This window comes from Microbacterium oleivorans (assembly GCF_001644225.1).
Taxonomy (GTDB): Bacteria; Actinomycetota; Actinomycetes; order Actinomycetales; family Microbacteriaceae; genus Microbacterium; species Microbacterium gawkjiense.
Map to the genome: position 1 here is coordinate 494,553 of NZ_LSTV01000001.1, position 23,184 is coordinate 517,736.

Consider the following 23,184-nt stretch of genomic DNA (forward strand, 5'->3'; position numbering starts at 1 on the left):
TCACACCGTCGCGGGGTGGCGGGTGCGCAGCGCCGCGAAGGCGTCGGCGGCGATCTCGACGGTGCGGTCGACGTCGGCCTCGGTCACTGCGGCGTTGAGGAAGTGGTTGTGGTGCGACGTGAGGTAGGCCCCGCGCCGCACGCACTCGGCGATCCAGTCCTGGTGCAGCATGAGCGAATCCGCCGGGTCGGCCACGCGCAGGTAGAACAGGGCCGGTGCGCCGGAGGCGACGAGTGTGAACCCGGCGTCGGCGGCGGCCTCCGTGAGACCGTCGGTCAGCCGTCGCCCGAGCCGCTCGAACAGCGCCGGGGCGTCGAGCTCGCGGAGCTTCTGCTGCGTTGCGATGCCCGCGGCGAAGGGGACGGCGCTCATCCAGTAGCTGCCCGTGTAGGTGATCGAGCTCACCGCTTCTTTGAGCGAGTCCTTGCCGAGCAGCGCCGACACGTTGTACCCGTTGGCGAGCGCCTTGCAGAAGCAGATGAGGTCGGCCTCGAACCCGAAGTGGTGGTCGCTGCCGGCGAGGTCGAGGCGGAACCCGGCGCGGACGTCGTCGATGATCAGCACGACGCCGTGCTCGTCGCAGAGCCTCCGCACCGCCTGCCAGTACCCCTCGGCGGGCAGCTGGTTGTCGACGAAGTTGCCGTGCATGTACGGCGTCGAGATGAGCGCCGCGACCTGGCCGCGGTTCTCGGCGAGCAACGTCCGCAGCGCCTCGATGTCGTTCCAGGGCACGTAGAGGTTGTTCGCGACGTCCTCCTCGAGCACGCCGGGGTAGTCGAGCTTCTGCGTCCACGGGGCGACGCCGTGGTAGAAGCCCTTCACGAACACGACCTTCTTCCGCAGCGTCGCGGCGCGCGCCGTCATGATCGCGAGCGTCGTCGTGTCGCCGCCGTTCTTGGCGAACATCGCCCAGTCGGCGCTGGCGACCTGGTCGACCAGCAGCTCGGCGAAGTCGATCATCACGGTGGACGGCAACGAGACGACGTCCTCCTTCTTCGCCTGCTCCTGCGCCGCGGCGGTCACGTCCGGGTCGTTGTAGCCGAGGACGTTGGGCCCGTACGCGCACATCCAGTCGATGAACTCGTTGCCGTCGAGGTCCCAGAACCGGGTGCCCTCGGCGCGGACGGCGAACTTCGGGAAGCCCTCGTTCGGCAGGTGGAGCCCCTCGGTGGGACCGAGGTGACCCGGGATGCCGCCGGGGATCACCCGCTGGGCGCGACGGAAGGCGGCGAGGCTCTTGTCGAAGGTGTACACGGGGGAGCTCACTTTCCGAGGTAGTGGCCGACGCGGTCGAGGATGCGGCTCGTGTTGTCGACGAGGGGGATGTAGCCGCGGATCGCGATGCGCCCGTCGCCGACGCACGCGAGCGCGCTCTCGCGCCCCACGAGCACGTCGCCGGCGGTCTGCAGGTCGGCGAACCGGAACACCGCCCGCGGCGCGGCATCCGTCACGGGAACCCGGGAGACCGTGTGATCGCGCACGCGCAGCCGGTGCCGCAGGGCGTCGCCGACGGCGATGTCGAGGTCGCCGTCGCTCATCTGCGCGGCGCTGAACCGGCCCGAGCGGTCGCGGTTCGCGACGACGGCGATCGCCCCGACCGCCACCTCGAGCAGCATCGTGCGGTGCGCGTCGGTGAACGCCGGGTCGGCGAGGTCGGCGTCGGACGGGCGCAGGTACCGGCCGAGCAGGTCGCTGAGCGGAGTGAACACGCGGGTGAGGAACCGCAGGCCCGCGGGGCCCGCGAGGGGGAGCGGCGAGCCGCGCCCGTCGAGGACGGCGTTCAGGCGCCCCGGGGAGCGGAACACGAGCGTCGCCTTCGCCGCACCCGGCACCTCGCCGTCGGCGCGGCGGACGCCGTCCCGCGCGAACACGAGCCCGAGCGTGTCGCCCCCCACCACCCGCACCGTCAGCATCACCGGCTGCGGCAGGTCCGCGAGCAGCGTCGACGCCTCGGGCGCGACCTCCGACAGCCGAGGCAGCGCGCCGAGGACGGCGTGCAGGTTGACCGCGGCGAGGACGCGGTCGTCGATCTCAGTCAGCACGGGTGCTCCCTTCGGTCGGTGCCCCGAGTGGGGCGGATGCCGCGGCGAGGGCCGTCGCAGCGAACGAGGCCGTGCGACGCGCGGCATCCGAGTCCCCGTCGGCGAGCCACGTCGTCGTGAGGCCGTCCACGACGACCACGAGGTGGCGGGCGAGGTCGGCGACGGGCTGGGTCCAGCGGCTGCCGGTGATCTCGGCCGCGTAGACCAGCACCTGCTCGGCCGCCCGGTAGTAGGTCTCCCACTGGGCGCGCATCTGGCCGGCGGGGTCGCGACGGCGTGCGACGAGGGCGAGCTCGAGGAGCGCGATCTCGTGGTCGGGGTCGCGCTCGAGCAGGTCGATGTAGCCCTCGAGACCCGAGCGGAGCGCCGCGACCATCGACGTCGGATCGATCGCCCGGGACTCGGCGGCGAAACGCTCCTGCTCGATGACCGTGTCGATGACCGCCGTCATGAGCTCGTCCTGCGTGCCGAAGATGTAGGTGAACGCACCGAGCGGCATGCCCGCGTCGGCTGTGATCGCGCGGGTGGTCGCCGCCGCGACGCCGCGCCGGGCGATGACCCGGATCGCGGCGGCGATGAGTTCGTCACGCCGCTCTTCGGGCGGCATCCGGCGCATCAGGCGCTCCCCACCGCGCGGGCCGCGACCCACAGGCGCAGACGACGGGGCGAGACCCGGGCAGCCCAGCCCTGCACCCGGTTCGCCGCGCCGACGGTGCGGACGGGCGACGGGTTCGCGGCGTCGAGGGCGGCGAACGCCTCGTCGAGCACGTCGTCGACGGATTTCGTCGCACCGACCTTGAAGGTCTCGGAGCCCGCCGCCGTGAAGAACTCCGTCTCGGTGGGCCCCGGGCACAGGGCCAGCACGCGGAGGCCGGTGCCGCGCGTCTCCTGCCAGATCGCCTCGGTGAGCGAGGTGACGTACGCCTTCGTCGCCGCGTACACGGCGAGGCCCGGCAGCGGCTGGTGGCCGGCGTTGCTCGACACGTTGACGAGCACGCCGCGCGCGGCGATCAGGTGGGGGAGCAGCGCCCGGGTCAGCAGGGTGAGCGCCGCGACGTTGACCTGCACCTCGGCGGCGACCCGCGCCGCATCCTCGGCCACGAAGGGAGATGCCGTGCCGAACCCGGCGCTGTTGACGAGGCCCGCCGGGTGGATGCCGCGCTCGTCCAGCGCCGCTGCGATCGCGGCCGGTGCCGCCGGGTCGGCGAGGTCGGCGGCCAGAACGGTCGCCTCGACGCGGTGCAGCCCGCGGAGCTCCTCGGCGAGGGTCTCGAGGCGGTTGGTGCGTCGCGCGACGAGAACGACGTCGTACCCCCGCGCGGCGAAGCGGCGCGCGAATCCGGCGCCGATCCCCGAGCTGGCTCCGGTGATGACGATGGCTCCCGGCATGAGGCCTCCCGTGTGTGGACCGTGTGGCGGACCAAAGTTGTACAGATGTACAAGTCCGGTGGTCACTCAGTATGGCCGGGCACGAACGCCACGTAAAGAGGCGGATGCCGGGAGCACCGGCATCCGCCTCGATACGTGCGATCAGACCGCCGCGGGCTCGCGCCTGCCGGCCGCCAGCCGCTCGGCCGCGTAGGCCTCGGCCGCGTCGAGCGGGGTGACCCCGCGTGCGGCGGCGTCGTCGAACAGCCGGCGCAGCGTGTCGCCGATGCCGTCGATGCGGGTCGCGATCTCATCGCGGTGACCGGGGGTCCGCGCCTCGACGTCGAGGTAGATGACGCCGCCGGCGTTCGCGACGAAGTCAGGGGCGTAGAGGATGCCGCGGTCCGCGAGGCGTGCGGCGCCCGAGCGGTCGGCGAGCGGGTTGTTCGCGGGTCCGCAGACGGCCTTCGCCGCGAGCGCGTCGATGACGTCGTCGTCGAGGACGCCGCCGATACCGGCCGGGACGAACACGTCCGCCGGCACGAGGTGCTCGGTGCCGGGCTCGACCCACGTCGCGCCGAGCTCCGCCGCGAGCGACATCTTCGCCGGGTTCACGTCGGTGACCGTGAGGAGCGCGCCCTCGCCCGACAGACGCACGGCGAGCCGGCTGCCGACCTGGCCGAGGCCCGAGATCGTGATGCGGCGGCCGGCCACGTCGGGGGACCCCGCGACGCGTTCGAGAGTCGCACGGAGGGCGGCGTAGACGCCGCGGCTCGTGGGACCGGCGGGCTCGCCCGAGCCGCCGACCGAGTCGGGCAGCCCCACGACGTGGGCGGTGCGCTCGCTGACGACGAGCATGTCCTCCGTCGTCGAGCCCACGTCCTCCGCCGTGCGGTACAGGCCGCCGAACGACTCGACGGCGTCGCCGAGGTCGAGGAAGGCCGCGCGTCGACGATCGGCGTCGAGCGTGTCGCCCTCGCGCAGCGCGATGACCGACTTGCCGCCCCCGGCATCCAGCCCCGCGGTCGCGTTCTTGAGCGTCATCGCGGCCGACAGCCGCAGCGCGTCGCCCATCGCATCGGACCAGTGCGGGTAGCGCCACAGGCGGGCGCCGCCGAGGGCGGGGCCGAGCGCCGAGGAGTGCAGGGCGACGGTGACGACGAGTCCGCTGCGCCGACCCGTGATCACCTCCACGCGTTCGTGGGTGAGATCGGGCAGGGGCAGGGTGTGCGTCATTGCATTCCTTCTCGGCGGGCCTTGTGGGCGCTGCGGTGCGGATGCCGCCGATGTGCGGCATCCGTCATCATTCTGCCTCGCATATCGCTCGACGCCTAGGCTGTCGACCATGCAGACCGAGCGGTACTCCCACGGCCACCACGAGAGCGTGCTGCGGGCGCACACCTGGCGGACGGCGGAGAACTCGGTCGGGTACCTGCTGCCGCACCTGCGCCCCGGCGCCTCGCTCCTCGACGTCGGCGCGGGCCCCGGCACGATCACCGTCGACCTGGCGCGCCGCCTCGCCCCCGGCCGGGTCGTCGGCGTCGACGCGTCGGCCGACGTCGTCGCCCAGGCGCAGGACCATGCCGCGGCCGAGGGCGTCACGAACGTCACCTTCGCGACCGCCGACGCCTACCGCCTCGACGCCGCGGACGGGTCCTTCGACATCGTGCACACGCACCAGCTGCTGCAGCACCTCGCACGTCCCGTCGACGCCCTGCGCGAGTTCCGTCGCGTCGCGGGGCCGGACGGGCTCGTCGCCGCGCGCGAGGTCGACTATGCGGGCATCATCATCCACCCCCACATCCCCGCGCTCGACGACTGGCTCGACCTGCTGCTGCGGATGGGGCGCACCAACGGCGGCGAGCCCTCGGCGGGACGGCGCCTCAAGGCGTGGGCGCGCGCGGCCGGGTTCGCCGACGTCGCCGTGAGCGCGTCGACCTGGCTGTTCGAGACCGACGAGCAGCGGGCCTGGTGGGGAGGGTCGTGGGCCGACCGCGCCCTGCACTCCTCGTACGCCGACCACGCGCTCGAACAGGGCATCGCCGACCGGGCCGACCTCGAACGCATCTCGGCGGGATGGCGCGAGTGGGCCGCGTCCGAGGACGGCTGGCTGCTCATGCCCCACGGCGAGATCCTGGCGAGAGGCTGACCCCGTGACCGAGAACCTCAGCGCGCGCAGCCGCCTCGTGCACGACGCCCTGCGGGCCGCCGGCATCCCGGGGGAGATCGTCGTCCTGCCCGATGCCGCCTCCACTGCGGCGCTCGCCGCCGCCGCCCTCGGAGTCGAGGTCGGCGCGATCGCCAACAGCCTTGTGTTCCAGTGCGACGGCGTCCCGCTGCTCGTGATGACCAGCGGCGCCCACCGCGTCGACACCGCCGTCCTCGCCGATCGCATCGGGCGAGGGAGGATCAGCCGGGCGACCCCCGAGCAGGTGCGCGAGGCGACCGGCCAGGCCATCGGCGGCGTCGCGCCCACCGGGCACCCCGCGCCGCTCGAGACCCTCGTCGACGAGGACCTCGCCCGCTACCCGCAGATCTGGGCGGCCGGCGGCACCCCGCACACGGTCTTCCCGATGACGTTCGACGAGCTCGTCCGCCTCACCGGCGGCCGGGTCGTCTCCGTCGTGTGAGGACCGGCCGTCGAGCTCAGGTGTGGATGAGCTCGCGCCAGTTCAGCGGCACGCGTCCGCGGGGCCCGGGGGAGGGTTGATCGGCGGGGTGGCTGGTCGGCGGCGCCAACTCGGGACCCTCGAACATCGCCTCGTCGACGTAGTCCCAGTACCAGTCCTCGCCGGGCTCGAAGCTCTGCACGAGCCGGTGCCCGGTCTCGCGGAAGTGCGCCGTCGCGTGCTGCCCGGGCGACGTGTCGCAGCATCCCACGTGCCCGCACGACGCGCAGCGGCGCAGGTGCACCCAGAAGCCCTCGTGCTCGTCGCACTCCCGGCAGCCGCTCCCCGACGGGGCGGCGTTGGTGTCGATGTCGGAGCTCATCCGGTTCCTTCCGGTCAGTAGGCGAGAGCGCGGTGGACGGAGGCGACGGCGCTCGAGCCCTCGCCGACCGCGGCGGCGACGCGCTTCATGGATCCGCGGCGGACGTCGCCGGCCGCGAACACCCGCGGTGCCGACGTCTCGAACGGGAACGGCTCCCGCCCGAGGTCCCGCCACTGCGCGATGGACTGCACGGCGACGTCGGTCCCGGTGCGGATGAAGCCGTCGGTGTCGCGATCGAGCGTCGGCAGCCACGAGGTGGCCGGGTCCGCCCCGATGAAGCAGAACAGGCCGCGGGCATCGACCGCGCCGGCCGAGTCGATCGTGACCGATTCGAGCGTCCCGTCGCCGTCGAGTCCGGTGACGTGGGATGCGGTGTGCACCCGCACGCGCGGATCCTCGGCCAGCCGGTCGGCGAGGTAGCTCGACATGCGCGCGCGCAGGTCGCCACCGCGCACGACGAGGTGCACCGGCGACCCGTGCGCGGCGAGATAGAGGGCCGCCTGACCCGCCGAGTTCGCCCCGCCGACCACGACCACCGGCTTGCCCTGCACCTGCCGGAGCTCGAGGGGTGTCGCGGCGTAGTAGACGCCCGAGCGCTCGAAGTCCTCCCAACGGTCGAGGGCCAGTCGCCGGTACGCGGCGCCGGAGGTGACGATCGCGCTCCGCGCGCGGATCACGCGGCCGTCGGCGAGGGTCACATCGAGCAGATCCGCACCGACCTGGTCGAGGGCGACCGCCTCGCACGGTGCGTACACCCGCACGCCGAACTTCAGCGCTTGCAGCACCGCCTGCCCGATGAGGTCGCCGCCGCTCACGCCGAAGGGGAACCCGAGGAAGTTCTCGATGCGCGACGTGGATGCCGCCTGCCCGCCGGGGGCGACGGCGTCGAGGAGGACCGTGCTGAGGCCCTCGGAGGCGCCGTAGATCGCGGCGGCCAGTCCCGCGGGCCCGCCGCCCACGACGACGAGGTCCACGATCTCGTCGGACTCGGCCTGGTAGCTGAGTCCGAGGCGCTCGGCGACGAGGCCGGGGGTGGCGCGGGGGATCGGCTCGCCCTGGACGTAGGCGACCGGAAGGTCCTCGGGCGACACGTCGTGACCGTCGAGCGTCGGCAGCTCGTCGGGCGCCAAGGTGACCGCCTTGTGGACGAGGTCGAGGCGTTCGGCGAAGCGCCGGAGCGACAGGAAGTCGTTCGAGGTCGTCGTCCCGACGAACTTCAGGGTCATCGCGGCAGGACCCGTGCGCAGGGATTCCCGCCGGGCCCACAGCGCGTGCAGGATCACGTCGCAGAGCTCGTCGTCCTCGCTCATGATCTCGCGCAGGGCGGCGCGCGAGAGCCGGTGCACGCGACCCGCCTGCGTCACCCGCGCCGACAGGAACGCGCTCTGACCGTTGAGGATGCCGAGCTCGCCGGCGAACCGCCCGGGACCGACCGTCGTGATCACCGCTTCGCCGACCCATCGGAGGGCGTCGCGGACGATCTCCACCTCGCCGCTCTCGACGAAGATCAGGTCGTATCCCGCCTCGCCGGTGCGGAAGACGTAGTCGCCGACCTCGACGTCCTGCGGGACGGCAGCCGCGATCAGTCGGTGCCAGTGCGCGTCCGACAGGTCGGGCGACATTATGGCGTCCATCGCGGTGGGAGCGGTCTCTTCGGTCATGCCGATCAACCTACCGACCCGCCGGCGCGACCGGCTCGTCGGCGTCCGACTGCAAGGCGCGGATGAGCGACTGGGCGTCGTACGGGCCGGTGTGCCGGCGGCCGTTGACGAAGAACGTCGGCACGGAACGGATGTTCATCGCCTCGGCGTCGAACATGTCGTCGCGGACGCGGCTCGCGACGTCCGGCGCGGTCAGGTCACGCTCGAACTTCGGCACGTCGAGCCCCAGCTTCTCGGCGAGCCGCACGATGTCGGAGGGCAGCTGGTTGTCCTGGTCGGCGAACAGGCCCCGCTCGAACTCGAAGAACTTGCCCTGCTTCGCCGCCGCCTCCGACGCCTCGGCGCCCGCGAGCGCGTTGGGGTGCTGCTCGGTGAGCGGCGCGTGCCGCCAGACGTAGCGCAGGTTCGGGCCGAGCTCGGCCATGACCTCCTGGATCGACCCCGACGCCTTCAGGCAGAAACCGCACTGGAAGTCGCCGTACTCGACGATCTCGTAGGGAGCGTCGAGAGGGCCGAAGATGTGATCGCGCCGCGGGTCGACCGGGCGGACGAGGGTCTGCCCGACCTCCTCCTCGGGGTGGCGCGCATCCGCGACGCGGAAGACCAGTGCGCCGAGGGCGAAGGCCAGGACGGATGCCGCGAGCACCCCCACGCGCGCCTCGTTCTGCGCGTCGGGGTCCTCGATCGCGAGGTCGATGATGAACAGCGAGATGGTGAAGCCGATGCCGGCGAGGGCCGCGCCGCCCGCGATGCGGTCGAGCGAGAGCCCGGGACCGAAGTCGCCGATGCGAAGGGCCTTCAGGACGGCGGTCGACCCCCAGATGCCGGCGAACTTGCCGACGACGAGGCCGACGACGATGCCCCATGTGAGCGGCGACATCGCGGCCGCTGCGAGGATCTCGGGGCTGAGCGTCACGCCCGCGTTCGCGAGGGCGAACAGGGGCAGGATCACGTAGGCGACGTACGGCGCGTATGCGGTCTGCAGCCGCTCGTTGATCGAGATCGACTCGCGAAGGCTGTTCGCCGCCGCGCGGGCGTACTCGGTGCTCGGCGACTGCCGGAAGGTGCGGGCGAGCTCGAGCGCGTGCTCGACGTCGCGGCGGTCGGGGCGGTAGACGGGGACGAGGAGCGCGATGGCGACACCCGCGAGCGTCGGGTGCACACCGGAGGCGAGGAAGGCGAGCCACACGACGATCGCGAGGGTCGCGTAGATCGGCCCGCGCCCGCCGCGGAGGTACCGGACGAAGTAGATGCCGACGAGGCCGACGGCGGCGACGAGCAGCGGCATCGGGGTGAAGGTGTCGGTGTAGACGAGGGCGATGATGCTGAGCGCCCCGATGTCGTCGACGACGGCCAGGGCGAGCAGGAACACGCGCAGGCGCCCCGACCCCCGCGGCCCGATGAGCGCGAGGGCGCCGACGAGGAAGGCGGTGTCGGTCGAGATGACGACGCCCCAGGCATCCGCGTTCCCCGTGGGGCCGGCGATGAGGACGAACAGCAGCGCGGGCAGGGCGAGGCCGGCGACGGCGGCGACGACGGGCACGACGGCGCGCGACCAGCTGGTCAGCTCGCCGATCGCGAACTCGCGCCGCACCTCGAGGCCGACCGTGAAGAAGAAGATCGCCATCAGGGCGTCGTTCACGAGCGCGTGCAGCGTGAAGTCGAGTCGGATGTCACCGAGCCCGATCGACAGGTGCGTCTCCCAGAAGCCGTGGTAGGTGCCCGAGGAGACGTTCGCCCACACGATGGCGGCCGCCGTCGCCAGGAGCAGCAGGAGCGCGCCCATGCGGGTGCGCCCCATCCTGCCGATGTGGTCCGCGATCGAGGCGAGCTTGCGCGCCATGCATCCTCCGGGGGTCGAGTCGGACCTCAGTCTCCACCCGAACCGGGGGAGCTGTCAGCCGGTGCGCGTGACGATCTCGTGACACACGACGGCCGCTGCCGCCGACCACGCCTGCGGTCGGCACGCCGCCGGATACGGGGCCGGCACGGTGACGTCGCTCGCGGCGTCACCGGCGTGCAGCTCCGGCATGCGGTAGCCGAACGCCTCGGCGGCCGCGAGCATTCCGTCGACGAGCACGTCCGCGTGCGACCGGAGCCCCGCCTGCGCCATGCCGCGAGCGACGATGGCCGTGTCGTGCGCCCAGACGCTGCCGCCGTGATAGCTGAGCGGCCAGTAACCGGCGGCATCCGTCGACATGGTCCGCAGACCGAAACCCGACGACATCGACGGCCCGACGAGGAGGTCGGCGACCGCGCGCTCCTCGTCGGGGTCGAGGATGCCGGTGCCCAGCAGATGGCCCGCGTTCGAGGTCAGCGTGTCGACCGCCCGGCCGTCGCGGTCGAGCGCGATCGCCGGGTAGCGGCCCTCGGGGGTCTCGACCCAGAAGCGCTCGCGGAACCTGCGGCGCAGCTCGGCCGCCCAGGTGCGCAGGCGCTCCGCCCCGTCCTCCTCGAGGGCGTCGAGCAGGTCGGCCGCCTTCGTCGCCGCCTCGTAGGCGTAACCCTGCACCTCGGAGAGGGCGATCGGCCCGGCGGCGAGGGAACCGTCCCGCCACTGGATCGAGTCGCCGGAGTCCTTCCACCCCTGGTTGGAGAGGCCGTGACCGGTTTCGTCGACGTAGTCGAGGAAGCCGTCGGCGTTCGCTGCGGCGATCATCCAGTCGAGCGCGTCGTGCATCGTGGGGAGCAGGTCCCGGACCTCGGCCACCGGCATCCCGGCGGCGTGCGCCTCGGCGAGGAGCGTCACCCACAGCGGGGTCGCGTCGACCGTGCCGTAGTAGAGCGGCGGCAGCGAGATGCCCTCGCCGGGCATCGTGAGCGTGCCGGCCCGCAGCTCGTGCGCGATCTTGCCGGGTTCCTCGGCCGTCTCGGGGTCGGCGGTGTTTCCCTGCAGGCGACCGAGGACGCGCAGAGTGGATGCCGCCATGCCCCGGTCCACGGGCAGGAACAGCCGTGCCGCCCACAGCGAGTCGCGCCCGAAGAGCGTGAAGAACCAGGGCGCGCCGGCGGCGAAGAACTCGTCCGCGCTGCCGGGCAGCGTCAGCCGCAGGGCATCGAGGTCGTCGAGGGCCTGCCGCAGCCAACGGTGCAGGCGGGGATCGGCGCCCGGGGCCTCGGGCACCGCCCAGCCGGCGTCGCGCGACGTCCCGCGCACGACGAGCGACGGGTCGTCGAGGTCGAGGCGCCACGAGACGGTCATCCTGGCCCGCGGCGGGCACTCCAGGTGCCAGGTGAGGACGATGTCGTCCTCGGATGCCGCGACCGCCGCGCCGGGAGCCGACAGCCGCATCGACGCATCACCGGCGGTGATCTCGACGGCGTCGCCCGCGAGGGCGCGGTCGACCGCCGCGGCCGGCGCGGCTCCCGACTTGACGTCCTGCATCGAGGTCGCGTCGGGGGTGACGGCGACCTCGAGGACGAGCGGCACCCGCTCGTCGAGGTGCGAGACGAGCGTGAACTCCTCCGTCACCCGGCCGTCCGCGACGATGCGGCGCCGCGTCAGCCGGATCTTCGGGTCGGGCGTGCGGTCGTCCAGGCGTCGCAGCAGCGCTTCGAAGCGCAGATCGGATGCCGCATCCGCCGACCGTGAGATCCATTCCGGCGCGTGCGTCGCGGCATCCGTCCCGTAGCGCACCCGGGTCGCGCGGACGTACCGGGTGTCGCCGTGGAAGACGCCGTCGATCGAGCCGGTGCCGAGCTCGCCGTCGGTCCGCGACCACACCTGGGTGGGGGCGCGGAGGGCCACGACGGCGTCGGACAGGAAGGGCTGGAGGCCTGCGGTCATCCCTTGACTGCTCCTTCGGAGGTGTTCATGATGCGCTTCTGGAAGAGGAAGAAGACGACGGCGACGGGGATCGTCATGAGCGCCGCGGCCGCGAGCTTCAACGGGTACTGCGTGCCCTGGCTCAGCTGACCGGACGACAGGCTCGCCACCCCGCGGGTGAGGGTGAACAGGTCCGGGTCCTGCACCGACACGATGAAGTGGGTCAGCTCGTTCCATGATCCCTGGAACGAGAGGATCACGATCGTGATGAGCGCGGGGCGCGCCATCGGCAGGACGACCGACCAGTACACCCGGAACGTGCCGGCCCCGTCGATGCGCGCCTGTTCCTCGACGGACGGCGGGATCGACTCGAAGAAGTTCTTCATGATGAACACGCCCGCCGCGTCGACGAGGAGGGGCAGCACCATGCCCGCGTACGAGTCGTACATCCCGAGCTGGTTCAGGACGAGGAAGCGGGGGATGAGGAGCACGACCGCCGGCACGGCCATCACGGCGACGACGAGCGCGAAGATGACGCCGCGGCCCCGGAACGTCAACCGTGCGAGGGCGTACCCGGCGATCGACACGAAGAACACGCGTCCGAGGGTCACGAGGATCGTCACGACCGCCGAGTTCGCGAACCAGAGCGGGAAGTCGCTGTTCAGGAACAGCCGCTCGTAGGCGGCGGTCGTGAAGGTCTGCGGGATCAGCGAGATCGGATTGGATGCCGCCTCCTGCTCGCTCTTGAACGAGGTCGCCACCTGCACGAGGAACGGGTAGATGTAGACGAGCGCGAGCGCCGCGAGGACCGCGTACAGCAGCACCTGACCGGTCACCGAGCGAGGGGTGAGGCGCCGGCGTCGGGACGGTGTGGCGTCGATCGGCGCATCGGTGAGCGTCTTCGTGCGGGCGAGGGTCCGGCTGTCGGTCACGACCGTGCTCCCTTCGGGGTGTACGCGCGGATGCGTCGCTTCGAGACGGGCCGCTCCCGCAGGATCCAGCGCTGGAAGAGCGTGAACGCGATGATGATGAGGAACAGGATGAACGCGATCGCCGCGCCGATGCCCCAGTCCTGGTTGCTGAAGGCAGACGTGTACGACAGGTAGGCGGGGGTGATCGTCGTCTTTCCCGGCTGCCCCTTCGTGCCCGTGTAGATCTGGTCGAACACCTGCCAGCAGCCGATGAGGCCCAGCGTGATGACGGTGAAGAGGGTGGGCCGCAGCTGCGGCAGCGTGATGCGCCAGAACCGCTGCCACGCGTTCGCGCCGTCCATCATCCCCGCCTCCGTCAGCTCGAAGCCGACGTTCTGGAGGGCGGCGATGAACAGCAGCATGAACGTGCCGCTCGTCGTGAAGACGGCCATGAGGATGAAGGCGCTCATCGCGACCGAGGGTCCGGCGATCCAGTCCCACCCCGACAGGCCGAGGAAGCCGGGCTGCGAGATCGCGGCGGGCGCGGCATCCACCCCGAAGAGGCCGAGGAACAGGTGCACGATGCCGCGGGGGTCGTTGAACCAGTTCGGCCCCTTGCCGCCGGTGACGGCGGCGATGAGGGCGTTGACGGGGCCGGCGGCGCTGAAGAGGAAGATCCACAGCACCGTGATGGCGACCGAGCTCGTCACCGACGGGAAGTAGAAGGCGGTGCGGAAGAAGCCGCGCGCCTTCATCATCCGCCGGCTGACCAGCACCGCGAGGAACAGCGACAGCGCGGTCTGCAGCGGCACGACGAGGAAGACGTACCAGGCGTTGTTCCGCAGCGCCGTGCCGAAGTCGCGGCTGCGCAGCCCCTGGCCCGAGGTCAGCTCGGCGTAGTTGTCGAGTCCGACGAAGTTGACGTTGGGGGAGAGGGGGCTGCCCCGGCCGCCCCAGTCCGAGACGCTCACCCAGAGCGCCATGAGGACGGGGAGGAAGAGGAACACCCCGAGGATCACGACGACGGGGGAGACGAAGAGCCACCCGGCGACTCCCTCGCCGCGACGCAGACCGCGGGCGCGGTGGTCGCGGCGAGGGAGCTTCTCGGGTGCCCGTTCGGTGGAGACGGGCGTCGACATGTCAGCCGACGATCGCCTCGAGGTTGGACTGGACCGACTGCAGGATCGTCGCCGGGTCTCCGTCCTTCAGCGTCGCGAGCTGCGCGTTGAAGTCGGTGAACACGTCCGAGACGCCGTCGTTGGTCGGCACGCCCTGGGCGTAGTCCGCACCGGCGAGGAACGCAGCGAGGTCCGGGTTGTCGGTCGTCCACTGGTCGGCGGCCGACTGCACGGACGGCATCGGGCCGAACGCCTTCGAGAAGGCGAGCTGCTGGTCTGCGCTCGTCAGGTACTCGACGAGGTCGAGCGCGGCCTGCTGGTTGGGGCTGTCGGCGGCCATGCCCCAGCAGTTCGTGAACTGCAGGGTGCCCTTGCCGGCGGGGCCGGCGGGCAGCTCGACGACGAGCGGGTCGACGTCGGGGTAGTCGCCGAGCGCACCGGTGATCCAGTTGCCCTCGATCGTCATGGCGCCCAGCTGCTTGCCGAACGCCTCACCGCCCCAGCCCGCGCCCACATCGGCGGCGTAGGCGAACGTGCCGTCGGCCAGGTGCTCCTTCACGTAGGTGAGGGCGTCGATGTTCTCCTGGCTATCGGCGACGGCGGACGTGCCGTCCTCCGAGACGAGCCGTCCGCCGGCTTCGGCCATGAAGGCGCCCACCCGCTGGTACTCGCCGCTGAAGACGAGGCCCGTCGTGTCGCCCGAGGTGAGCTTCTTCGCCGCGGCGGCGAGCGAATCCCAGTCGGTCGGGACGTCGGCATCCGTCAGTCCCGCCTGGTCCCACAGGTTCTTGTTGATGATCAGCTGCAGCGTCGAGAAGTCCTTCGGAGCGCAGTAGAACTGGTCGTTGTACGTGAAGTTCTGCACGAGCGACGGGTAGAAGTCGTCCTTGTTCTCGAGCATGTCGCCGTAGGCGATGACCGACCCGTTGTCGGCGTAGCCCGCCAGGAGCTCGGTCGCGAGGTAGAAGAGGTCCGGCGGGTTGCCGCCGGCGAAGCCCTGCGAGAGCTGCTGCGTGAGATCGGTGGCCGCGACCACCTCGGCGTCGACGCCGGACTCCTCCGACCAGGCGGCGACGGCGTCCTTGACCGCCGTGGTCTCGGCGTCACCGGACGAGCCGATCATGATCGTGAGCGCGTCGTCGGACGAGGTGAGCCCGCCCGCGTCGGTCGGTTCTCCCGAAGCGGCGGGGCCGTCGTCGAAGCCCGAGCCGCCGCATCCGGCGAGGGCCAGTGTCGCCGCGATCCCGATGCCGCCGAGCGCCATCCATCTGCTGTGTCGCATGTCCGTATCTCCTTCGATCCCGGTGCCGTCGATCGTTCCGACCGTGCTGATCTCGGTCGACTTTGAACGATCAAATTGTGGAATGATGCCCAACGTAAGAGGGTGGGTCCGTCCATGTCAAGGGGGTGCGCCGGTGAGTGAGAAGTCGATCACGATCGAGGACGTCGCGGCCCTCGCGGGTGTCTCGCGCCAGACCGTGAGCAATGTGCTCAACACTCCGGCGATCGTCAGGACCGCGACCCGCGAGCGGGTGCAGGACGCCATCACCCGCCTCGGCTACTCGCCGCACGCCTCCGCGCGCCGGCTGCGCACGCGCCGCAGCGCGACCATCGGCATCCACCTCGACCCCTATGCGGGCGGCATCTCGGGCGTCGTGCTCGACCGCTTCGTGCACGCGCTGACCGAGCGCGCCGGCGACCGCGGCCTGCGGGTGCTCGTGTACGCGGCATCCGATCAGGACGAGGAGATCCGGCGCATGTCGGAGCTCGTCGACGCCGGCGACGTCGAAGCCGTCGTCGTCACCGGCACGCGGTACGGCGACCGCCGGCTGGCGTGGCTGACCGAACGCGGCGTGCCGTTCGTGTCGTTCGGCCGCCCGTGGGACGTCGCGTCGCCCGAGGACAGTGCGCATCTGTGGGTCGACGTCGACGGCGCCTCGGGCACGCGCGCCGCGACCGAGCACGCCCTCACCGTCGGACCGCGCGTCGCGTTCCTCGGCTGGCCCGCGGGGTCGCCGACGGGTGATGACCGGGAGCGGGGGTGGCGCGAGGCGATGACGGATGCCGGTGCCCGCCCCGACCTGCGCCTGTCGGCCGAGGAGCGGGTCGCCGAGGCGAGGGAGCAGGTCGCGGAGTTGCTGGCGACGACGGCAGTCGACGCGATCGTGTGCGCGAGCGACACCCTCGCCGTCGGCGCGCACGTCGCGGCCGTCGCGGCGCAGCGGCCGGACGTGCTCATCATCGGGTTCGACAACACCCCCGCGGTCGAGGCCCTGGGCCTGTCGAGCGTCGAGCAGCTGCCCGAGCTGGTCGCCGCGGGCACCCTCGACCTGCTGATGGGCAGCGGTGGCCGCATCGAGCGCCGCGCCGCCGGGGACGGCGAGGGGCACGTGCTGGTCCAGCCGCGCCTCGTCGTCCGCTGAGGCGGGGTTGCCGCGCGACCGGGTACCGCGGTGCGGTCGCTGCTGCGGAGATCCTGACGACACGCCGCGCCTGCCGGCGTCATTCTCCGCGCGTCGCTGGAAATCTCCGCCGTACGGCAGCTCGGGGGCCGCGGGGGTGACCTCAGCGGCGGCCGATGCGGCGGGAGAGGTCTGCGGCGGCGTCCGCCGCAAGTGCGGCGAGACGCTCCGGATCGGCGGGGGAGTCCTCGGCCCAGGTGACGGCGATCGCAGCGGCGGGCCACTCGGCGTGGTCCCGGACGGCGACGCCGACCGAGCGGAAGCCAAGCGTGACCTCGCCGTCCTCGCTCGCGTGCCCCGCGGCGCGGGTCTGCCGCAGCAGTTCGCGCAGTTCGCCCGGGCGGCCGGGTCCACGACCCGTGCGCTGGGGGGAGAGGGATGCCGCATCCGGGAACAGCGCGCGGACCTGCTCGCGGGGGAGCGCGGCGAGCATGGCGCGCCCGGTCGCGGTGAGGTGCGCGGGAAGGCGGACGCCCACATCGGTGATGAGCGCGGGCCGTCGCGGCGCGCGCTCCTCGACGATGTAGAGGACGTCGCGGCCCGTCATGACGGCGAGGTGCGCGCTCTCGCCGGCGCGGTCGGCGAGCTGCGCGACGATCGGTCGGCCAAGGCGGGCGAGGGGCTCCTGCCGCGCGTACCCGCCGGCGAGCTCGAACGCGGCCGTGCCGAGTCCCCAGCGTCGGTCGCCCTCGAGGTGCACGACGAACCCGTGCGCGGCCATCGCCGCGAGCAGGTGGTAGACGCTCGACCGCGGGATGCCGAGATGGCTCGCGATCGTCTGCGCCGCCACCGGTCCGCGCTGGTGCGCCAGGAAGCTCAGGATGCGGAGCGTCTGATCCGCGGCGGGAACCTGCGGCTTGTGCGGCTTGTCTGGGATCGGCGCCCGCGGCTTGTCTGGGATCGGCGCCCGCGGCTTGTCTGAGATCACAGACACAGGATGCCACGCGCGCCGCCCGCCAAAGCGGCGCAGCCGATGGAATCGGACCATGCCCGTCCTCACCACCGTCACCCTCGGCGACGCCCCGCTCACACCCGCCGAGGTCGTCGCCGTCGCCCGGCACGACGCGCGCGTCGAGGTCTCCGACGCCGCGCTCGCGCGCACAGCGGAGACCCGCGCCCTCATCGAGCGGCTCGCCGACGACCCGCAGCCGCACTACGGCATCTCGACCGGCTTCGGCGCGCTCGCGACGACGTTCATCGCCCCCGACCGGCGCCGTCAGCTGCAGGCGAGCCTCATCCGCTCGCACGCGGCGGGCACGGGACCCGAGGTCGAGCGCGAGGTCGTCCGCGCCCTGCAGCTGCTGCGCCTGCAGACGCTCGCGACCGGTCGCACCGGTGTCCGCCCGGTCGTCGTCGAGACGTACGCGGCGATGCTCAACGCCGGCATCACCCCGATCGTGCACGAGTACGGCTCGCTCGGCTGCTCGGGCGACCTCGCTCCGCTCTCGCACATCGCGCTCGCCGCGCTCGGCGAGGGACCGGTCCGCACGGCTGACGGCACGAAGGTCGACGCCGCCGACGCTATGGCGGCCGCCGGCATCCGTCCCCTCGTCCTCGAGGAGAAGGAGGGGCTCGCCCTCATCAACGGCACCGACGGGATGCTCGGGATACTGGCGCTCGCCCTCGCCGATCTCGACATCCTGCTCGCGACCGCCGACCTCGCCGCCGCCCTGTCGGTCGAGAGCCAGTTGGGGACGGATGCCGTCTTCGCGGCCGACCTCATGGCGCTGCGTCCGCAGTCCGGCCAGGCAGTCTCGGCCGCGCACCTGCGGCACGCCCTCGCCGACTCGCCGATCGTCGCGAGCCACCGCGACCCGGCCGTCTGCACCCGCGTGCAGGACGCGTACTCGCTGCGCTGCTCGCCGCAGGTCCACGGCGCCGCCCGCGACACCCTCGACCACGCCCGCACGGTCGCGGAGCGCGAGCTGGCGTCGGCCGTCGACAACCCGGTCGTCACGCCTGACGGTCGCGTCGAGTCGAACGGCAACTTCCACGGGGCGCCGGTCGCGTACGTCCTCGACTTCCTCGCGATCGCCGTCGCCGACATCGCCTCGATCTCGGAGCGCCGCACCGACCGCGCGCTCGACCGCTCGCGCAGCAACGGGCTGCCGCCGTTCCTCGCCGACGAGGTGGGCGTCGACAGCGGCCTGATGATCGCGCAGTACGCCGCGGCGGGGATCGTCTCGGAGCTCAAGCGACTCGCCGTGCCGGCATCCGTCGACTCGATCCCGTCGTCGGCGATGCAGGAGGACCACGTGTCGATGGGCTGGGCCGCCGCCCGCAAGCTGCGCCGCGCGATCGACGGCCTCGCGCGCGTGCTCGCGATCGAGGTGGTGACGGGATGCCGCGCCCTCGACCTGCGCGCCCCCCTGCAGCCCGCGCCGGTCACCGGCGCCGTGCGCGACCTCGTCCGCACGGTCGTCGAGGGACCGGGACCGGACCGCTTCGTCGCCCCCGACCTCGAGGCCGTGACGCAGCTCGTGGTGTCGGGCGAGATCGCCCGCACCGCATTCGGACCAGCCGTCGAGCGGACATCCGCCGCCGCGCGGACGAATTCCCCCGAATCCGTCCGCTCGAGCGCGGATCTCCGCTCGGGGGCAGAACCGTTCGAAGGAGAACAGGCATGACCGACACGACCACCCGCAGCGTCCGAGCGGAGCGAGGCGCCGAGAGAACCGCGAAGAGCTGGGGCGCCGAGGCGGCAAAGCGGATGCTGATGAACAACCTCGACCCCGAGGTCGCCGAGCACCCCGAGGACCTCGTCGTCTACGGGGGCACGGGCAAGGCGGCTCGCACGTGGGAGGCGTACGACGCGATCGTCCGCACGCTCGACGAGCTCGAACCCGACGAGACGCTGCTCGTGCAGTCCGGCAAGCCGGTCGGCGTGTTCCGCACGCACGAGTGGGCGCCGCGGGTGCTGATCGCGAACTCGAACCTTGTCGGCGACTGGGCGACGTGGCCCGAGTTCCGCCGGCTCGAGCACCTCGGCCTGACGATGTACGGCCAGATGACGGCGGGGTCGTGGATCTACATCGGCACGCAGGGCATCCTGCAGGGCACGTACGAGACGTTCGCCGCCGTCGCGCGTTCGCTCGGCCGCGACTCGCTCGCCGGGACGCTCACGCTCACCGGCGGCGCGGGCGGCATGGGCGGCGCGCAGCCGCTCGCGGTCACGATGAACGGGGGAGCGGTCCTCGTCGTCGACGTCGACGAGTCGCGTCTGCGCCGACGCGTGGAGCACGGCTACCTCGACGAGCACACCGCCGATCTCGATGCGGCCGTCGAGCGGGCGCTCGCGGCGAAGGCGGCGGGCGAGGCGCGCTCGATCGGCGTCGTGGGGAACGCGGCGGACATGTTCCCGGAGCTGCTGCGCCGCGGCATCCCGATCGACATCGTCACCGACCAGACGAGCGCGCACGACCCGCTCGCGTACCTGCCCTCGGGCGTCGCATTCGAGGAGTGGAAGGCGCAGGCCTCCGCCGATCCCGAGGGGTTCACGGAGCGGTCGCGGGCGTCGATGGCGCGGCACGTGGAGGCGATGGTCGGGTTCCAGGATGCCGGGGCCGCGGTCTTCGACTACGGCAACTCGATCCGCCGCGAGGCCGAGCTCGGCGGGTACGACCGCGCGTTCGCCTTCCCCGGGTTTGTCCCGGCGTACATCCGGCCGCTGTTCGCGGAGGGCAAGGGACCGTTCCGCTGGGTGGCGCTCTCGGGAGATCCGGAGGACATCGCGAAGACCGACCGCGCCGTAGCGGAGCTCTTTCCGGACGACGCAGCGCTGCACCGCTGGCTCGAGAAGGCCGGTGAGAAGGTGCATTTCGAGGGCCTGCCCGCGCGCATCTGCTGGCTCGGCTACAGAGAGCGCCACCTCGCGGGCCTGAAATTCAACGAGATGGTCGCCTCGGGTGAGCTGTCGGGTCCGATCGTGATCGGCCGAGACCACCTCGACGCGGGGTCGGTCGCGAGCCCGTACCGCGAGACCGAGGCGATGGCCGACGGCTCGGACGCGATCGCCGACTGGCCGCTCCTGAACGCGCTCCTCAACACGGCGTCGGGGGCGGCGTGGGTGTCGATCCACCACGGCGGCGGCGTCGGCATCGGGCGTTCGATTCACGCCGGGCAGGTCACCGTCGCCGACGGTTCCGCCCTCGCCGCCGAGAAGCTCGCGCGGGTCCTGGTGAACGATCCCGGCACGGGTGTCATGCGGCACGTCGACGCCGGGTACGACCGTGCGAAGGAGGTCGCCCGCGAGCGCGGCCTGACCGTCCCCATGCTGGACGCGTGACATGGCGACGCTCCTCACCGGCATCGCCGAGCTGACGACGAACGCGGATGCCGCGGCCCCCACCGCGACCATTGCCGACGCCGCCCTTCTCATCGACGAGGGTCGCGTCGCGTGGGCGGGCGCCGCCTCCGACGCCGAGACTGCAGTCAGAGCCCGAGACAGCGGTCTGTCGCGGATGCTTCGGCCTGCCGCTGCAGTCTCGCGGTCGGAGGTCGAAATCACGCGCGTCGACCTCGGCGGGCGGGCGGTCATCCCGGGTTTCGTGGACAGCCATACGCACCTCGTGTTCGCGGGCGACCGCGCCGACGAGTTCGAGGCGCGGATGACGGGTGTCCCGTATGCCGCGGGCGGCATCCGCCGCACCGTCGCCGCCACCCGCGCGGCGACGGACGACGAGCTGCGGGCCCGTCTCGCCGCGCTCGTGGCCGAGCTGCACGCGCAGGGGACGACGACGTTCGAGGTCAAAACCGGGTACGCGCTCACCCTCGACGGCGAGGAACGCCTCGCCCGGCTGGCCGCCGAGGTCACCGACGAGGTCACGTACCTCGGGGCGCATGTCGTCCCCGAGGGGGCCGCCCGCGAGGCGTACGTCGATCTCGTGTGCGACGCCATGCTGGCCGCGGTCCGCCCGCACGCGCGGTGGGTGGACGTGTTCTGCGAGCGGGGCGCCTTCACCGCGGCCGAGAGCGAGCGGATCCTCCGGGCGGGTGCGGCGTCCGGGCTCGGCGTCCGCGTGCACGGCAACCAGCTCGGCGAGGGGCCGGGCGTGCAGCTCGCGGTGCGGCTGGGCGCGGCATCCGTCGACCACTGCACCCATCTGACGGATGCCGACGTCGCGGCCCTCGCGGCGTCGGACACGGTCGCGACGCTCCTCCCGGGGGTCGAGTTCTCGACGCGGCAGCCGTACCCCGACGCACGCCGGCTCCTCGACGCCGGCGTCACGGTTGCGCTCGCGAGCGACTGCAACCCGGGCTCGTCGTTCACGAGCTCGATGCCGCTCATGATCGCCCTCGCCGTGCGCGAGATGGGGATGACCGTCGGCGAGGCCGTGTGGGCGGCCACCGCCGGGGGTGCGCGGGCGCTGCGCCGCGGCGACGTCGGCCACCTCGGCGTGGGTGCGCGCGCGGACCTCGTCGTCCTCGACGCGCCGAGCCGGCGGCACCTGGCCTACCGGCCGGGGGTGCCGCTCGTCCACCGCGTGTACCGCGGCGGCGAGGTGATCAGTCGCCGCTGACGTCCCGCGGGGTGTCGAGGTTCCAGCGCGCCGGCGGGACGGCGGTCGCGACGTCCCAATCGTCGGTGTCCCAGACGAAGGTCGCGACGGCGCACGTCGGCATCGCGCCGATCCCGCCGTCCGACAGCTGCTCGGCGAGCACCGTCATCCCCGGGTCGTGCGCGACGACCATGACGTCGGTGACGCCGCTCGCGGCGGCGGTCGCGAGCAGCCGCGAGCCCGGCGCGCCGTACAGGCCCTCATCCGTCTCGACCGAAACGCCGAGGGCGTCTGCGAACGTCTGCGCCGTCGTCCGCGCGCGCACGGCGGTCGACGACAGGATGCGGGCCGGTCGCACGCCGGTCGCGGCGAGCCGTCGCGCCATGACCGGGGCATCGCGCCGCCCGCGGTCGTTCAGCGGACGTTCGTGGTCGTCGAGTCCGGTGCCCCAGTCGCTCTTGGCGTGACGGACGAGGATGAGGGTGATCATGCGAGGGCCCTTCCGGCGAGCAGTTCCAGGACGCAGAGCGCCGCGAGTCGGACGGTGCGGCCGTCCGCGGCATCCGCCGTTGCGTCGACCTCGACGACGTCGGCGCTGACGACGCGTCGATCCCCGGCCGCCGCGCGGACGAGGGCGCGCAGCTCCCACGCCTCGAGTCCGCCGGGGACGGATGCCGGGCACCCCGGCGCGACGGAGCGGTCGCAGACGTCCACGTCGATGTCGAGGTGCACGTCACCGGCGGTGCCCGCGATCGACAGCGCCTGGATCATGACGTCCTCGGCGCCGCGGCGGCGCACCTCGTCGAGGGTGATGACTGTGATGCCGAGGTCGGCGGCGCGCTCGGCGTAGGCGACCGAGTTGGCGAAGTCCGCGATGCCGATCTGCACGATGCGTCGCGGGTCGAGACCGTCCTCGACGAGGCGGCGGACGGGGGAGCCGTTCGACACCCCGTCGCGCAGGTCGAAGTGGGCGTCGAGGGTGATGAGCCCCGACACCCCCGCGCCCTGTGCGGTCGCGTAGGTGACGGAGTTGTCGCCGCCGACGGCTATCACGAGACCGGATGCCGCGCGCAGCCCGCGGACGCGCTCGCGCACGCGCGCCTCGCCCTCGGGCCCGTCGGGGTCGGCGACGTCACCGGCGTCCGCGATCCGGAGCGCCTCGTTCAGGTCGACGGGGGGAGGGCCGAGCAGGGTCGGGCTGAACCGGCGCAGCGCCTCGCGCACGGCGGCGGGTGTCGCGTGCGCCCCGGTGGGCGAGAGCGACGTTCGGAAGGCGGGCAGGCCGAGGATCGCGGCATCCCCCCGCCCGTCCGGGGCCGGCCAGTCCCCGGCGCGCGGCCAGAGCGGGTCTGCGGAGAGCGCCATCG

At 72.6% G+C, this 23,184-nt stretch carries 21 protein-coding genes; 6 read left to right on the forward strand and 15 right to left on the reverse strand.

Features of this window, described 5'->3' with window-relative positions; genetic code table 11:
• The 5 genes from AYL44_RS02320 to AYL44_RS02340 all read right to left on the reverse strand — a co-directional run bounded on the left by AYL44_RS02320 (nt 1) and on the right by AYL44_RS02340 (nt 4,646).
• Nucleotides 1-1,266, reverse strand: coding sequence for an aminotransferase class III-fold pyridoxal phosphate-dependent enzyme (locus tag AYL44_RS02320; protein ID WP_064001640.1), 1,266 nt, complete (start codon nt 1,264-1,266; stop codon nt 1-3).
• Complete coding sequence (locus AYL44_RS02325) at nt 1,263-2,042, reverse strand: hypothetical protein (RefSeq protein ID WP_064001641.1); 780 nt, start codon at nt 2,040-2,042, stop codon at nt 1,263-1,265. Before AYL44_RS02325 ends, AYL44_RS02320 begins: the two co-directional genes overlap by 4 nt.
• Complete coding sequence (locus tag AYL44_RS02330) at nt 2,032-2,658, reverse strand: TetR/AcrR family transcriptional regulator (RefSeq protein WP_231872703.1); 627 nt, start codon at nt 2,656-2,658, stop codon at nt 2,032-2,034. The genes AYL44_RS02325 and AYL44_RS02330 overlap by 11 nt, the downstream gene beginning before the upstream one ends.
• Nucleotides 2,658-3,431, reverse strand: coding sequence for an SDR family NAD(P)-dependent oxidoreductase (locus tag AYL44_RS02335; protein WP_064001642.1), 774 nt, complete (start codon nt 3,429-3,431; stop codon nt 2,658-2,660). The genes AYL44_RS02330 and AYL44_RS02335 overlap by 1 nt, the downstream gene beginning before the upstream one ends.
• A 141-nt stretch (nt 3,432-3,572) precedes the next feature.
• Complete coding sequence (locus AYL44_RS02340) at nt 3,573-4,646, reverse strand: Glu/Leu/Phe/Val dehydrogenase family protein (RefSeq protein ID WP_064001643.1); 1,074 nt, start codon at nt 4,644-4,646, stop codon at nt 3,573-3,575.
• Between the two features lie 109 nt (nt 4,647-4,755).
• Here AYL44_RS02340 and AYL44_RS02345 point away from each other — a divergent pair, with 109 nt between their 5' ends.
• Nucleotides 4,756-5,559: a methyltransferase domain-containing protein gene (locus AYL44_RS02345; protein WP_064001644.1), complete on the forward strand. Its 804-nt coding sequence runs from the start codon at nt 4,756-4,758 to the stop codon at nt 5,557-5,559.
• Between the two features lie 4 nt (nt 5,560-5,563).
• Entirely contained in the window at nt 5,564-6,040 is a 477-nt protein-coding gene (locus AYL44_RS02350) for a YbaK/EbsC family protein (protein ID WP_064001645.1), read from the forward strand.
• A gap of 16 nt (nt 6,041-6,056) precedes the next feature.
• Here AYL44_RS02350 and AYL44_RS02355 read toward each other — a convergent pair whose 3' ends face one another.
• The 7 genes from AYL44_RS02355 to AYL44_RS02385 are packed head-to-tail and all read right to left on the reverse strand — an operon-like array spanning nt 6,057 to nt 15,139.
• Entirely contained in the window at nt 6,057-6,401 is a 345-nt protein-coding gene (locus AYL44_RS02355; protein WP_064001646.1) for a UBP-type zinc finger domain-containing protein, read from the reverse strand.
• A gap of 14 nt (nt 6,402-6,415) precedes the next feature.
• Entirely contained in the window at nt 6,416-8,062 is a 1,647-nt protein-coding gene (locus AYL44_RS02360) for an FAD-dependent oxidoreductase (RefSeq protein WP_231872704.1), read from the reverse strand.
• 10 nt (nt 8,063-8,072) lie between these two features.
• The gene (gene nhaA / locus AYL44_RS02365; RefSeq protein ID WP_064001647.1) at nt 8,073-9,905 is read right to left on the reverse strand and encodes a Na+/H+ antiporter NhaA; all 1,833 of its coding nucleotides are present in this window, start codon (nt 9,903-9,905) and stop codon (nt 8,073-8,075) included.
• A 54-nt stretch (nt 9,906-9,959) separates the two neighbouring features.
• A complete protein-coding gene (locus AYL44_RS02370) occupies nt 9,960-11,849 on the reverse strand; it encodes a glycogen debranching N-terminal domain-containing protein (protein ID WP_064001648.1) in 1,890 nt (629 codons plus the stop codon).
• On the reverse strand, nt 11,846-12,760 hold the full coding sequence (locus AYL44_RS02375) for a carbohydrate ABC transporter permease (RefSeq protein WP_064001649.1): 915 nt from the start codon (nt 12,758-12,760) through the stop codon (nt 11,846-11,848). Before AYL44_RS02375 ends, AYL44_RS02370 begins: the two co-directional genes overlap by 4 nt.
• A complete protein-coding gene (locus tag AYL44_RS02380; protein WP_064001650.1) occupies nt 12,757-13,878 on the reverse strand; it encodes a carbohydrate ABC transporter permease in 1,122 nt (373 codons plus the stop codon). Before AYL44_RS02380 ends, AYL44_RS02375 begins: the two co-directional genes overlap by 4 nt.
• Before the next feature lies 1 nt (nt 13,879).
• Entirely contained in the window at nt 13,880-15,139 is a 1,260-nt protein-coding gene (locus AYL44_RS02385; protein ID WP_064001651.1) for a sugar ABC transporter substrate-binding protein, read from the reverse strand.
• 133 nt (nt 15,140-15,272) lie between these two features.
• On the opposite strand from AYL44_RS02385, the gene AYL44_RS02390 reads away from it, so the two are divergent.
• Entirely contained in the window at nt 15,273-16,280 is a 1,008-nt protein-coding gene (locus tag AYL44_RS02390) for a LacI family DNA-binding transcriptional regulator (RefSeq protein ID WP_064001652.1), read from the forward strand.
• Nucleotides 16,281-16,422: 142 nt separating this feature from the next.
• Here the strand turns inward: AYL44_RS02390 and AYL44_RS02395 are convergent, their stop codons facing one another.
• Complete coding sequence (locus AYL44_RS02395) at nt 16,423-17,247, reverse strand: IclR family transcriptional regulator (protein WP_419865908.1); 825 nt, start codon at nt 17,245-17,247, stop codon at nt 16,423-16,425.
• A gap of 58 nt (nt 17,248-17,305) precedes the next feature.
• Here AYL44_RS02395 and hutH point away from each other — a divergent pair, with 58 nt between their 5' ends.
• From hutH to hutI, 3 genes are read left to right on the forward strand one after another with little or no spacing between them, the layout of a single operon-like run.
• Nucleotides 17,306-18,946: a histidine ammonia-lyase gene (gene hutH / locus AYL44_RS02400; RefSeq protein WP_064001653.1), complete on the forward strand. Its 1,641-nt coding sequence runs from the start codon at nt 17,306-17,308 to the stop codon at nt 18,944-18,946.
• Nucleotides 18,943-20,604 carry a urocanate hydratase gene (gene hutU / locus AYL44_RS02405; protein WP_064001654.1) on the forward strand — a complete coding sequence of 554 codons (1,662 nt, stop codon included), beginning with the start codon at nt 18,943-18,945 and terminating at the stop codon, nt 20,602-20,604. The genes hutH and hutU overlap by 4 nt, the downstream gene beginning before the upstream one ends.
• 1 nt (nt 20,605) lies before the next feature.
• Nucleotides 20,606-21,838 (forward strand): imidazolonepropionase, encoded by a 1,233-nt coding sequence (gene hutI, locus AYL44_RS02410; RefSeq protein WP_064001655.1) that lies wholly within the window; start codon nt 20,606-20,608, stop codon nt 21,836-21,838.
• Here the strand turns inward: hutI and AYL44_RS02415 are convergent.
• Nucleotides 21,825-22,307, reverse strand: coding sequence for a SixA phosphatase family protein (locus tag AYL44_RS02415; protein ID WP_064001656.1), 483 nt, complete (start codon nt 22,305-22,307; stop codon nt 21,825-21,827). The two genes, hutI and AYL44_RS02415, sit on opposite strands and share 14 nt — an antisense overlap.
• Entirely contained in the window at nt 22,304-23,182 is an 879-nt protein-coding gene (locus tag AYL44_RS02420; RefSeq protein WP_064001657.1) for an agmatinase family protein, read from the reverse strand. Before AYL44_RS02420 ends, AYL44_RS02415 begins: the two co-directional genes overlap by 4 nt.
• Between the last annotated feature and the right edge of the window lie 2 nt (nt 23,183-23,184).

Bases quoted from the DNA above. Each gene is read 5' to 3' on its own strand.
- AYL44_RS02360 (WP_231872704.1), bottom strand. From the start codon at position 8,062: ATGACCGAAGAGACCGCTCCCACCGCGATGGACGCCATAATGTCGCCC.
- AYL44_RS02330 (WP_231872703.1), bottom strand. From the start codon at position 2,658: ATGCGCCGGATGCCGCCCGAAGAGCGGCGTGACGAACTCATCGCCGCC.
- AYL44_RS02335 (WP_064001642.1), bottom strand. From the start codon at position 3,431: ATGCCGGGAGCCATCGTCATCACCGGAGCCAGCTCGGGGATCGGCGCC.
- hutI (WP_064001655.1), top strand. From the start codon at position 20,606: ATGGCGACGCTCCTCACCGGCATCGCCGAGCTGACGACGAACGCGGAT.
- AYL44_RS02380 (WP_064001650.1), bottom strand. From the start codon at position 13,878: ATGTCGACGCCCGTCTCCACCGAACGGGCACCCGAGAAGCTCCCTCGC.
- AYL44_RS02370 (WP_064001648.1), bottom strand. From the start codon at position 11,849: ATGACCGCAGGCCTCCAGCCCTTCCTGTCCGACGCCGTCGTGGCCCTC.
- AYL44_RS02420 (WP_064001657.1), bottom strand. From the start codon at position 23,182: ATGGCGCTCTCCGCAGACCCGCTCTGGCCGCGCGCCGGGGACTGGCCG.
- AYL44_RS02415 (WP_064001656.1), bottom strand. From the start codon at position 22,307: ATGATCACCCTCATCCTCGTCCGTCACGCCAAGAGCGACTGGGGCACC.
- nhaA (WP_064001647.1), bottom strand. From the start codon at position 9,905: ATGGCGCGCAAGCTCGCCTCGATCGCGGACCACATCGGCAGGATGGGG.
- AYL44_RS02345 (WP_064001644.1), top strand. From the start codon at position 4,756: ATGCAGACCGAGCGGTACTCCCACGGCCACCACGAGAGCGTGCTGCGG.
- AYL44_RS02355 (WP_064001646.1), bottom strand. From the start codon at position 6,401: ATGAGCTCCGACATCGACACCAACGCCGCCCCGTCGGGGAGCGGCTGC.
- hutH (WP_064001653.1), top strand. From the start codon at position 17,306: ATGCCCGTCCTCACCACCGTCACCCTCGGCGACGCCCCGCTCACACCC.
- hutU (WP_064001654.1), top strand. From the start codon at position 18,943: ATGACCGACACGACCACCCGCAGCGTCCGAGCGGAGCGAGGCGCCGAG.
- AYL44_RS02385 (WP_064001651.1), bottom strand. From the start codon at position 15,139: ATGCGACACAGCAGATGGATGGCGCTCGGCGGCATCGGGATCGCGGCG.
- AYL44_RS02340 (WP_064001643.1), bottom strand. From the start codon at position 4,646: ATGACGCACACCCTGCCCCTGCCCGATCTCACCCACGAACGCGTGGAG.